This window comes from Arthrobacter sp. OV608 (assembly GCA_900110595.1).
Lineage (GTDB): Bacteria > Actinomycetota > Actinomycetes > Actinomycetales > Micrococcaceae > Arthrobacter.
This window is the reverse complement of the sequence record FOEZ01000023.1, coordinates 53469-65341: the sequence shown is the minus strand read 5'-3', so window position 1 is coordinate 65341 and position 11873 is coordinate 53469. Positions and strand designations below refer to the sequence as shown.

11 protein-coding genes and 1 pseudogene are annotated in these 11873 nt (G+C 64.4%); 2 read left to right on the top strand and 10 right to left on the bottom strand.

What is annotated here, in order from left to right:
* The 8 genes and pseudogenes from BMX78_RS22880 to BMX78_RS20260 form a co-directional block, all read right to left on the bottom strand.
* Positions 1-825 (bottom strand): annotated as a pseudogene (locus BMX78_RS22880) (hypothetical protein); the annotation flags it as partial.
* Positions 826-1126: 301 nt separating this feature from the next.
* Positions 1127-1630, bottom strand: a complete 504-nt coding sequence (locus tag BMX78_RS20290) for a hypothetical protein (RefSeq protein ID WP_091423655.1) — start codon at positions 1628-1630, stop codon at positions 1127-1129.
* A gap of 120 nt (positions 1631-1750) precedes the next feature.
* Positions 1751-2017: a GlsB/YeaQ/YmgE family stress response membrane protein gene (locus BMX78_RS20285; protein ID WP_091423653.1), complete on the bottom strand. Its 267-nt coding sequence runs from the start codon at positions 2015-2017 to the stop codon at positions 1751-1753.
* A 133-nt stretch (positions 2018-2150) separates the two neighbouring features.
* Entirely contained in the window at positions 2151-2984 is an 834-nt protein-coding gene (locus BMX78_RS20280) for an aldo/keto reductase (RefSeq protein WP_091423650.1), read from the bottom strand.
* Between the two features lie 29 nt (positions 2985-3013).
* Positions 3014-5566, bottom strand: coding sequence for a rhamnogalacturonan lyase (locus BMX78_RS20275; RefSeq protein WP_091423647.1), 2553 nt, complete (start codon positions 5564-5566; stop codon positions 3014-3016).
* A 162-nt stretch (positions 5567-5728) separates the two neighbouring features.
* Positions 5729-6757 (bottom strand): SDR family oxidoreductase, encoded by a 1029-nt coding sequence (locus BMX78_RS20270; RefSeq protein WP_091423644.1) that lies wholly within the window; start codon positions 6755-6757, stop codon positions 5729-5731.
* The gene (locus BMX78_RS20265; RefSeq protein ID WP_091423641.1) at positions 6751-7722 is read right to left on the bottom strand and encodes an aldo/keto reductase; all 972 of its coding nucleotides are present in this window, start codon (positions 7720-7722) and stop codon (positions 6751-6753) included. Before BMX78_RS20265 ends, BMX78_RS20270 begins: the two co-directional genes overlap by 7 nt.
* Positions 7723-7746: 24 nt before the next feature.
* Positions 7747-8568, bottom strand: a complete 822-nt coding sequence (locus tag BMX78_RS20260) for an aldo/keto reductase (protein WP_091423638.1) — start codon at positions 8566-8568, stop codon at positions 7747-7749.
* Between the two features lie 216 nt (positions 8569-8784).
* Here BMX78_RS20260 and BMX78_RS20255 point away from each other — a divergent pair, with 216 nt between their 5' ends.
* A complete protein-coding gene (locus BMX78_RS20255; protein WP_091423666.1) occupies positions 8785-9693 on the top strand; it encodes a helix-turn-helix domain-containing protein in 909 nt (302 codons plus the stop codon).
* Positions 9694-9812: 119 nt separating this feature from the next.
* A complete protein-coding gene (locus BMX78_RS20250) occupies positions 9813-10028 on the top strand; it encodes a hypothetical protein (protein WP_091423635.1) in 216 nt (71 codons plus the stop codon).
* 84 nt (positions 10029-10112) lie between these two features.
* Here the strand turns inward: BMX78_RS20250 and BMX78_RS20245 are convergent, their stop codons facing one another.
* Both BMX78_RS20245 and BMX78_RS20240 read right to left on the bottom strand, forming a co-directional pair.
* Positions 10113-10325: a dodecin gene (locus tag BMX78_RS20245; protein ID WP_091423633.1), complete on the bottom strand. Its 213-nt coding sequence runs from the start codon at positions 10323-10325 to the stop codon at positions 10113-10115.
* Positions 10326-10409: 84 nt separating this feature from the next.
* Complete coding sequence (locus BMX78_RS20240; protein ID WP_286139188.1) at positions 10410-11864, bottom strand: pectate lyase family protein; 1455 nt, start codon at positions 11862-11864, stop codon at positions 10410-10412.
* Positions 11865-11873 lie beyond the last annotated feature (9 nt).

The following is an 11873-nucleotide window of genomic DNA, read 5'->3' as shown; positions in this document are numbered from 1 at the left end:
GCGGTTGGCTTCGCTTTTGCTGATCCGCAGCCGCTGGCGGAGGAACTCTGCGGTATTGGCGCAGCCGTCATCGGCCGGTGAGGTGATCACCCGGTCCCGGCCGTCGGTGACACTCATGGTCCCGGTGTCACAGGGTGCAGATCCGGCGGGCCAGTGGGTGTCTGTTTCGTTCAGGGTTTCGACGCCGTTGTCCCAGCCTGTGACCCAGGCCTTGCCGGTGCGGGACCGGTTGGCGCGGGCGGTGTCCGCGGCGGCGATGGCCTGGGTGCGGGTCCGGTCCACGGTCCCGGCCGACAGGACCTGCAAGTACTCCACCGTTCGGGAGAGATCCTCCACGTCAGCGGCGTATTGGGATGCGTCAACGTAGCTGGCCCCGGCAAGCATCGATGGCGCAGCGGCAGCAGTCTGGGCCACGAGCCTGCCGATCTCCGCCAGATCCAGCGGATCCTCGGACCGCAAAGAATCTGCCGGGACCGGCCCTGTTACAGAAGCTGTTGGTGCTGCCCCAGCCTCCGGGGGCGCGGCTGCTGCGGAATCAGCCCGGGTTGGCTCAGTTGGGTGAGACTCAGCCTGTGTGAGCTCGGCTGGTACGGAATCAGCCGCTGTGGGCTCGGAGGGTACAGCGTGAAGCGGCCTGCCGGGACTAAGCGGGGTGCCGTCGTCGTAGTCGGCGTGGGCAGAAGGACTGGAAGCGGTGAAGGAGCCGGAGCCTGCCGCCACGGGACCGTTGAAGCCCGAAGGAGTACCAGGGGTAGTAACCCCGGCCCGCCCGAGCACCACGACGTTACCGCCGTACTGCTCTGGCCGTTCCCCAATGGCTTCCATAGGTCAACTCTGCCAAAGGGCACTGACAAAAGTGGCTGCAATGGATGCTATGTGGAAAACTCCGGGGCGAACGGCAACTGCAGCACTTTCGGTCCAAGTTCCAGGCCAGGGAAGATGCCAGTTAAAGGGGCCCAGCCACTTGAATACACCCACCAGTTGAAAACACCAATCGGGTTAAACGCCGCCGGCCGCCGCGTCCCCCAAGGATCGCGACGGCCAGCAAAACCATCTAGTTGTAGCACATGAGCGTGGCTGCTCCCTTGTCACACGGGGAATGCCGCGTCATGAGCGGGCGCGTTGGCTACGCCTTGGACTGCGCTTCGCCGCTGGAGGTATCCAGGTTGAGCGTTTCCGGGTGTGTGCTGTGCGCCGGGATGTGGCTGTCGTCAAGGCCCTCGGCCGAGGCAGGAGTGCCTGCGGCACCAGCCGTGCCTGCCGCAGAAGCAGTCCCGGTGGTGCCCGTGGTACCCGACGTGCCAAGCCCGCTGGAAGTGCCGGTGGGCGCACCTGCTGTGGTGCCGGCGTCGGACGTTGAGGACTTGACGTCGCCGGACGAGCCGTCACGGTGCATCGCGGAGCCGATCACGGTGCCTGCGCGGCGGGCCGCTTCAGTCAGCTGATCCGCGACTTCAGGGGCCTTTTCCTTGATGGCCTCGGTGGCAACGGTCACCTTGTCCTGGACAGGCTTGCTGTCCCAGATGCCGGCAGCCCGCGCCTTCAGCTTGTCGTAGGCTGCCCGGCCGGACCGGGATCCGAGAACGTACCCGGTGGCGATTCCGATACCCAAAAGAAGTTTGTTTTTCATGATGAACTCCTGCTCCGTGAGAAGGTTTTCAGTTCCGGCCTCGGAAACCCAGAAGCCGGGAAAGGGAAAACCGGCCCAGGGATGATGTCCCCAGGCCGGTTTCCCTGGCTTGCGCTCCGCTTAGCGGCGCGCGCCGCGGTTCGTGACCAGGCCGTAGACCAGCAGCACGATGAGTGCGCCGCCGATGGCCAGCAGCCACGTCTGCAGGGAGAAGAACTCCTGCAGTCCGCTGCCGAAGATCATTCCGCCGATCCAACCGCCGAGGAGTGCTCCAACGACGCCCAGGACGAGCGTGACGAGCCAGCCGCCACCCTGCCTGCCCGGAAGGATCGCCTTAGCGATCGCACCAGCAATAAGTCCGAGAATCAGAAATGCAATAAATCCCATTTTTCGTTCCTCTTCCTAAGTAAAGGAGGCCTCCGGATCCCGGAAGCACTTCATCCTTCTGCCTCAATAGTAATCATGCTTACTATCTGTTTGCCAACCCCGAAGATAACGAAAAGCGCAGTTCAGGCCTGTTTCAGTGCCCCGTCACGTCGGAATCATTGCCTGTCCCCGGCCCCTCGTCGAGGATGGCTAATTCCGCGAGATCCTGCGGATCCAGGGCGAAATCGAAGATGTCCAGGTTCTCGCTCATCCGGTCCGGATCCGCCGTTTTCGGAATCGTTACAAGTCCGTGCTGAATATGCCACCGCAGGACCAGTTGACCGGGTGTTTTTCCATGTTTTTCGGCCAGCTGGGACAGGATGGGAGCGCCGAGCAGGCCCGCCCCGGACCCACCCAGCGGGCTGTAGGACTCCGTGATAATTCCGTGCTTTTCGTGGAACTCCCGCTCGGCCGTTCGGGTAATGGCAGGGCTGAGCTGGATCTGGTTCACCGCCGGCACCACCTCGGTTTCGGCCATAAGCCGCTCAAGGTGGGCCGGCTTGAAGTTGGAAACGCCGATGGAACGCACCTTGCCCTCCGCCTGCAACCGCTCGAACGTCTTCCACGTGGACACGTATTCATCGCGCTGGGGGAGCGGCCAGTGGATCAGGAGCAGGTCCACGTAGTCGAGCCCCAGCCGCTCCAGCGCACCGTCCAGCCCCTCAATGGCGCGGTCGTTGCCCTGGTACTGGCCGTCCAGCTTGGTGGTGATGAACAGCTCTCCACGGTCCACGCCGCTGGCCCGGACACCGTTCCCCACACCACGCTCGTTGCCGTATTTCACCGCGGTGTCGATATGCCGGTACCCGGCTTCCAGGGCTTGTACGACGGCGGTGGCCGCCTGATCGTCGTCCAGCGGCCAGGTGCCCAGCCCCAGTTGGGGGATGGAGTTACCGTCATTGAGTTTGATCACGGGTGCAAGTGTCATTCCAACAGTCTCTCCCTTATCGGCTGAACCTAGCCCCCAAACGCCCGCAGAATATTTTCGGCGTTGTACGTCAGGGACACGCGGGCGGTGTCGGACACCTTGTCAGGGCCCTTCTGCTGGCCCAGGAAGTCCACGAAGCGCTTCAGCGCCTCCGATGCCTTGCCGGCGTCGCGGTATTCCACTGCTTTCGCCGCTTGCTGCACGCTCGCAGCCAGCTGACTGCCCACCGGGCCGGACACGTCTCCAGAGTCTGCGAGGTCTTCCAGCACGTGCTGCAGTGCCTTTACGCTGCCGGGCAGCCAGGCCGCGCGCAGGGGAACTTTGCCGAAGTCCATGTCGGAGGCAAAGTAGAAGTCCGTGTAGGCGGGCTGGTTGTAGGTGGTGTTTTGCCGGGCCACCTCTGCCCGGTACTGGGGGTCGTGCATCAGCGTGTACAGCTTGTGGTTGGTCACCTCGGTGCTGAGGTACATCCGCAGCGCGGAGCTGTCCGCGGTCCGCACCAGCAGTTCCTCCCGCCAGTCGCCCACTACGTCCGCCACCAGGCTCGGTGTGCCCTTGGTGCCGTTGTTGGTGCGGGTGTCCGTTGCGGTGAGGAGCCTGCCGCGCTTCCAGTCATCGATGGTGGGCGTCTGGTCCCCGGCGCCGTTGACGATCTGAGTGGTCATGTCCGCGGCCCATTTAATGCTCATGTTGGTGCCCGGAGTGGACGTGGAGAGCTTGTCGCCGTCGGCGGATTGCATGCCGATGGCCCAGTTCTCGATGCCGGGAACGGTGGGATCAACGTCGCCGATCATGCCGCGGCCTGTGTCCTTGCCGGAGTAGGCGCCGAAGAGGACCTCGCCGGTGGCGGCATCGCGCATGGCATAGCCGTAGGGTGCGTAGGCGGCGCCTTCGTGGACGGTGAAGATTTCCTTGCCCGGACGGGCGGGGTCGATGTCCGTGACGTGCATGGCATCGCCGTGGCCCAGCCGGGCCTCTTCGCCGGGTACGGCGCTGCCGGCCGGCAGGGTGTCGAACGAGCTGTACAGCAGTGACCCGTCGTCGTCGATCGTTGCCGAGCCGTAGACAATCTCCTGCTTGCCGTCACCGTCCACATCAGAGGCACTCAGCGAGTGGAAGCCTTGGGTAGTGAGCTTGCCGAACTCGGGATCGGTGCCGTCGCGGCCATGCGGGGAATCGTTGAACGGGTTGGTCATGGACGTCCAGCCTGAATCCACATTCCACACGGGTGCGAGGTCTGACCCGTCCCAGGTGTAGGCAGCGAGCGTGCTCCGCGTGTAGTAGCCGCGGGCGAAAACCGCGGCCGGCTTCTTGCCGTCCAGGTAGGCGACGCCGGCCAGGAAGCGGTCCACGCGGTTGCCCGGCTCGATGCGGGCCATGGCGTAGTCGCCCCACATCAGTCCGTCGTCGTGCCGGCCCGGCTTGTAGGCGACCGTCTTCAGTTCCTTGCCCGTGGCGCCCTCGAACACTGTGAGGTACTCGGGCCCGGAGACGATGAAGCCTTCAAAGGCGCGCAGGTTGTTCCGGGCGCTGCGAGACGGGGCGTAGACGTCCATGAAGTAGTCAGTCAAAGCCTCGGCGTCGGCCTGGGACAGCGGGTACTGGTACTTTTTCGCGATACCGAACGCTTCCTCGAGCGTGGCGGGCCAGTGTCCGGCCTTGACTTCGGGATGCTCGGTCCAGCCCTGGAACGTCTTTACCATGTGCTGGTAGTAGTCTGCGGCGCTCATGCGGTAGTCATCCGAGTTTGAGTAGCCGGCGTTGATGTCCTGCTGCAGCAGTGAAATGAAGTTCTCTGAGGCGACACTGCCGTCGGCATTGAAGTTGGTGCTCTTGGTCCCGGGGGCGGTCTTCATCATCATCTCGGCCCGGCCGTCGCCGTCGAAATCATTGACCAGCAACTGGGTGTAGTGCGCGCCCGAGCGGATGTTCACGCCCAGGTCGATCCTGTGGAGCAGGGTGCCGTCAGCTTTGTAGGTGTCCACGTAGGTGTTGCCGGTGTAGCCCACCTGGGAGACGTCCTTGGAGTTGTTGGGGTCCCATTTGACGACGAATTCGTACTGGCCGTCGCCGTCCACGTCGCCGATGGAGGCATCGTTGGCGGCGTACGTGTAGGCCTGGCCGGCGGGGGTGACGCCGTCGGCCGGCTTCTTCAAGGGGATGTCCTTGAAGTTGCCGCCCCAGGACGTGGCGGTGGCGCTGCGGTCCAGTTCAACGCCGCCGACGACGGCCCGCACCTGGTACTCCGACGCTGCGGTTCCAGCGGAGTCCTGGAAGTTGGTGCTGTCCGTGACGGTGGCCAGCTTTTGGCCGTCCCGGTAGACATTGAAGTCCGTGCCGGTGACGCCCGTGGCGGAGGAGCCGGTGGCTTCGTGGCCGAGCAGGCGCCAGCTGAGGAACACTCCTTCTGATGTCTTGGCGGCCACCAGGCCGCGGTCCAAATGGTCCAGCTGGACGCCGGGCGTGCCCGGCTTGGGAGAGGGGCCGACGGCGGAGGCCGGGGCTGCGAGGCAGCCGAACGTGAGGGCAATTCCGACGGCGGCGACGGACAGGAGGCGCGCAGGGGTACGGCTCGGATTCATCAGTGAATCCTTTCAATTCTCGGACGGGAAAACGCTTCCCCAGTAACCTAGTAGGAGGGGTACGCAGAAAACAAGCCCTTGCGGGCCGGCGCAAAAGGCGGTATTTAGAACGTTGTAAATCCAGTGCAAAAGCTCACGTGCGGAGGCATGTAGCGTGGATGCTCAGGCCCCGTCGCGGGCCCAGCCGGTCAACCGGTCGCTCAGGTCCATAAAGGTCTGGTCCACCACCTGAAGATCAGGGTTGTGGTCATACCAGTCCACGATCTCGCGCGCCCCGTCAGCAAAGGGGATGGTGGCGCAGTAATCGGGTACCAGGGATTTGATTTTGGTGTTGTCGAAAATGACCGAGTGGGACCGGTCGCCCAGGAGGTTCGGGCCCAGCTCTTCGCTGTGGGCGGCAATGGTTTCCGAGGCGACGTGGACCAGTTCCGGTTCCGGAACTCCAGCTGCGCGGGCAAACAGCTGGTAGATCTGGTTCCAGGGCAGGTATTCGTCCGAGGTGATGGTGTAGCTCTCGCCCACCGCTTGCGGGCGGCCCAGCAGCCCCACGAACGCCTTGGCGAAGTCCTTGCTGTGGGTCAGCGTCCAGAGCGAGGTGCCGTCGCCGTGCACCATGACCGGCAGTCCGGCACGCATCCGGTGGATGTCCGTCCAGCCGCCCACCATGGCGATCTTGGTCCGGTCATAAGTATGGGACGGCCGAATCACCGTGAGCGGAAAATCCTGCTCACGGTAGGCCTGGAAAAGCAGCTCCTCGCAGGCGATCTTGTCCCGCGAATACTGCCAGAACGGATTCTTGAGCGGCGTGGATTCCCTGATCGGCAACCGGGTTGGCGGCTTCTGGTAGGCAGATGCGGAACTGATGAAAACGTATTGTCCGGTGCGGCCGGCGAACAGGTCCAGGCTGGCCTTGGCCTGGTCGGGGGTGTACGTGATGAAGTCCGCGACGGCGTCGAACTCCCGGCCTGCCAACGCCTCCCGGACCGCTGAGGCGTCGCGGACGTCCGCGGAGAGGGTCTCCACCCCTTCCGGGACCGGCCTGGTGGACCGGCCCCGGTTGAGGATTGTCAGCCGGTGGCCCAGCGCGGCGGCGCGTTGTGCCGCCGCCGCGCTGATAACGCCGGTGCCGCCGATGAAAAGGATGCTTTTCGGCGCCACAGTATCGGCCTCGGGAACGAGTGGGTTCACCACGCGTAGTCTTCCGGCGCCGTCTTGTGCCCGGGGAAGATGTCATCGAGCCGCTTGAGGGCATCGGCGTCGAGGGTGACGTCAAGTGCCCGGATCGCGGCGTCGAGCTGTTCCTGGGTCCGCGGCCCAACAATGGGGGCCGTGACGGCGGGCTGGTGCAGCAGCCAGGCGAGGGCAATGTCGCCGGGTTCCTGGCCCAGCTCATCGGCAAAATCCTCGTACTGCTGGATCTGGTCCCGGTGCTTTTTGAGCGTTTCGGCGGCACGGCCCTCGCTTCGCCGGACGCCCTGCTGCTCCTTCTTCAGGACGCCGCCCAGGAGTCCGCCCTGAAGCGGGGACCAGGGGATGAGTCCCAGTCCGTACTGCTGGGCGGCCGGGATGACTTCCAGCTCAACCTGCCGCATGAACAGGTTGTAGATGGATTGCTCGCTGACAAGTCCGGTGTAGTTCCGCCGCCGGGCAGCTTCCTGGGCCTGGGCGATGTGCCATCCGGCGAAGTTGCTGCTTCCTGAGTACAGGATCTTCCCCTGTTGCACGGCGACCTCGATGGCCTGCCAGATCTCGTCCCAGGGTGTGTCCCGGTCGATGTGGTGGAACTGGTAGATGTCGATGTAGTCCGTCTGCAGCCGCTTCAGGCTCGCATCCAGGGCCCGGCGGATGTTCAGCGCGGACAGCTTTGATTCGTTGGGCCGGTCCGTCATGGTGCCGTACAGCTTGGTGGCCAGGACGGTGTGCTCGCGGCGCTCGCCGCCCTTGGCGAACCACCGGCCGATGATTTCTTCGGTCCAGCCGCGGTGCCCGGCACCGCCGTACACGTTGGCGGTGTCGAAAAAGTTGATGCCGTTCCCGTGCGCGGAGTCCATGATGCTGTGGGCATCGCTTTCTTCGGTCTGCGGACCGAAGTTCATAGTGCCCAGGCAGAGCCGGGAGACTTTCAGGCCGGAGCGGCCAAGGTGGGTGTACTGCATGGGAAATCCTTTGGTTGGGCGATGCTACAGCTGGGTGAAGGAGGCGACGGCGGGATCGGAGCCAAGGCGCGCCCCGGACTCCAGGGCGGTGATCGAGGCGATCTCCTCGCTGGAAAGCGTGAGTCCTGAAGCGGCGAAGTTTTCCCGGATCCGTTCTGCCCGGCTGGATTTCGGGATCACGATGTTCCCGGCGGCCAGGTGCCAGGCGAGGACCACCTGGGCAGTGGTGGCGTTGTGGGCATTGGCGATGGTGGTCACGGCATTGCCGTTCAGGTCCGCGCCGCGGCCCAGGGGACTGTAAGCCTCGACGGCGATGCCCAGGTTCCTGCACTTGTCCGCCAGTTCCGCCTGCTGGTAGCTGGGGTGGAGTTCGATCTGGTTCACGGCCGGAACAATTTCTGCGGACTCCAGCAGCTTGTCCAGGTGTTCGGCGAGGAAGTTGGAAACGCCGATGGCGCGGATCTCGTTGTTTTCGTACAACCGCTCCATTTCCTTCCAGGCCTGGATATATAGACCCTGGGACGGGACCGGCCAGTGGATGAGGTACAGGTCCACGTAGTCCAGGCCGAGGGCTTTGCGGCTGTTCTGGAATGCCGCCTGCGCCCGGTCCTGTTCGCCGTTCCGGAGCTTGGTGGTGATGAAGATGTCCTCGCGCGGAATGCCGGCGGCCGCGATGGCAGCCCCTACGCCTGCTTCATTGCGGTAGGCCGCGGCTGTGTCGATGTGGCGGTACCCGGCTTCGAGTGCGTCCTCGACGGCCCGCTGGGTGTCCTCCGGCGGCACCTGGAAAACACCGAAACCAAGTTGGGGGATGGTGATGCCATTGTTCAGTGTCAGCTCTGACATGGGGGCTCCTTGAATGATTCTTGGGTGGGTGCCGTGGACTCGACCATGAGAAAGCGGTTTCCGCCTGGCTCGCTATTGAGCCTATGCACTTTTGGCCGCCGTGTCAGTAAGCAAGGCTGATCTTGTTTTTCCTAGGACTGCCAGTCCTACCTTCGTTGTAGAAAGTGGGTGGCCTGGAGTAGAACCGGTCGGACTGCGCGGGTCACAATGGTCTGCATGGGTCAAAGCGCCGAGTTTGGAAAATTCCTCAAAGCCATGCGGTCCCGGCTGAGCCCGGAGGACATCGGGGCGGGGAGCACGTCCGGTGCCCGGAGGGTGCCCGGACTGCGCCGCGAGGAGGTGGCACGGCTGGCGGGAGTCAGCACGGACTATTACGTCCGCCTCGAGCAGGGCCGGAACATCCACCCGTCACGCACGGTACTGGAGTCCGTGGCCCGGGCTCTCCGGCTTAGCAGCAGCGAGCATGCGCACATGATGGACCTGCTGGAGAACTGTGCCGCGGCACCGCGCGCGGGCGGTCAGCCGGCGCAGGCAGTCCGCCCGGCGCTGCGTCATCTGCTGGAAGCTGTGGGCGACGTGCCGGCCATGGTGCTGGGGCGCCGCAGCGACGTACTGGCCGGGAACCGGCTGGCCTTCCTCCTCTTCGCGGATTTCCCGGCGCTGCCGGCGGGGGAACGGAACCTGACCCGCTGGCTCATTCTCGACCCCGCTGCCCGGGAGCTGTTCCGCGACTGGAAGACGGTGGCCGCCGAAGCCGCCGGAGCCCTCAGGCTCGACGTCGGCCGGCACCCGAATGACCCGCAGGCCAACCAGTTGGTGGGCGAACTCGCGGTTAACAGCGAGCACTTCCGGCAATGGTGGGCGGGCCACCGAGTGGCCAGCCCGTCCGCCGGAACCGTCCGCCTGCACCATCGCTCCGTGGGGGACCTCGAACTCAACTTTGAAAACCTTGTCCTCCCGGACGACCCCGACCAGACGCTCAGGGTCTATTCCGCCCGGCCCGGCTCGCCGTCGTCGGACGCCCTGGCCTTGCTGGGCAGCCTCGGCGCCGCAGACGCCGGGAACGGGCAACCGCATTTTCCGACGGCGGAGGCCCCGGCCGCCGTGGTGGAAACGGGCGAGTAAAAAGCCGCTGTACATTTGGCCAGCTCCGCACGCTGATTCTGGCCAGGAGCCCATTGGGAAGCTGTTGCCGCTTTCCTAGGCTGGAAGCACGAACTGCTTACCCAAGGATGGTCTCAACGATGAAACGCATCGCACTGCTCAAGGAACGCCAGGCCTCGCCCGCCGGCAATCCCTCCACCGCCACCGGCTCACACTGCCCCGTGTCCGGTCTCTGGAGCCCTGACCACGACCCCCACACAGTGCTGTCCTTCTTCGAAGGCCACGTGTTTCCGGCGTTCGACGGCGTTCCCACCGTGTGGCGCCGGCGTGCAGCCGGCACTGTCTCGGCCAACTAGTCCTGCTTAAACCCCAACTGACCCGCAGTTAACGTCCCCATTTCGGGTTTTCGCGACGTTTACTGCGGGTCAGTTGTGTGGAAATTACTGTTCTTCGAGCCGGAAGCCGAGCTTGATGGTCACCTGCCAGTCGGCGATCTTGCCTTCTTCGAGGTGCCCCCGGATTTCTTTCACTTCGAACCAGTCAAGGTTGCGCAGGGTCTGGGAGGCCTTGGCGATACCGTTGCGGACGGCGTCGTCCACTCCCTGATCCGACGTGCCGACAATTTCAGAAATGCTGTACGTGTGGTTGGACAAGTTCGCTCCTCGTGATTGCCTTGGGGCTCCCGGTTGCGGGCCGTTCTTGAAGACTAGTAGCAGTTCAAGAACGTTGGCCAGCCTTTATCCCGATGTTCCGTTGAGAACCGTCACGTTGGAGAAGGACACGTTACTGCCGGTGGTGCGCAGGACGTTGCCGCCTTGCGGGGTGTCTGACGTGACGGTCAGGTCCTTGATAGCGGCGTGGTCAGCAGCCACAAGCAGGGTGACGCCCTCGCTGTTGGTCAGCACCACATCGGCGGCATTTCCGGTGACTCCCGCCAAGGTGACGTTGCGCCTGTCTCCCCAGATCACGGCTGGCTCGCGGTAGGTCCCCGGCTGGATCAGCACCGTAACCGGACCGGGGTTGCGGGACGGGATCGCCCCGACGGCCGCCCGGATGCTTGCGTAATCACCGGTGCCGTCCAGCGCCACGGTGATGACGCGCGCGGCCACAGGTTCCGTCCCGCCCAGCGGACCTCCGAAGCCGCGGACCAAGGCGGGCACCGCCGCTGTTGGCGTGAGCTCATAGGAATACGCCGCCGATGGATCGAAGGCGGTCCCGCGCTCCTGCCCGGTGTTGCCGCTACACGCTTCAAAAATGTTGTCCCGCGCCACCAGTTCACCGCCCGCCCCCTGGTGATGGAGCGGATTCCGCACATCCCGGAAGTAGTTGCCCTCCACCACCAGCAGGGCCGCGTTGCGCCCCAGCATCCCGTAACTGGAAATGTCCTCCAGGTAGTTGTTGTAGACATGGGACGCCGCGGTGTTGTCCAGGCTGGCGTTGCGCTGATGAGTGTTCCGGATCCAGTTGTGGTGCAGGGTGAGCCGGGTGACCACGTTGGAGGTCCATCCTTCGCCCAGCGCCTTGTTGTGGTCGGAGAAGACGTTCCAGGACAGGGTCACGTTGTCGCAGTCCTTGCGGATGTCCACCAGGCCGTCGCCCAGCCGGGTGAAGTGCATGTGGTCCACCCAGACGTGCGTTGAAGTGTCCATCTGGATCCCGTCCCGGTCATTATCGGGGCGTTTTCCCTCGAAATCGCCCGGAATGTAGGAATCCCGCACAGTGAAGTTCCGGAACACCACGTTGGAGACGTTCACCAGCTTGAACCCGGCATTCACCACCGCAGTTCCAACGCCAGCCCCCAGGAAGGACTTGTTGGAGGTCACCATCAGCTTCTCGTACTGCGGGAAGGCCAGTTCGCCGTGCAGGATCACCACGAGCGGGTCAGGGCTCTTGGCGAAAGTGCGGAGCTGGTCCGGGGTATATGCGTGGACCAGCGCCCCTCCCGTCCCGCCGGTAGCGCCTTCGCGGCCATGGGCTGCGACGCCGGCATAGCCGGTGGGTGCTGAGGCCCAGGCGTACCCGCCAAGAGCTTGGCCTACCGGAAGCCCGGCTTCGGCAAAGCCGTTGGGGCCGACGGCGGCATCCAGTCCCACAGGCCCCGCGGCCTTGGCAGCCGGACCCAGGAGGCCGGACGCAACCACAGCGCCACCTGCCAGGCCGGCCGCGAGGAGGCTCCGCCGTCGGACGCTCATTCCTGATGC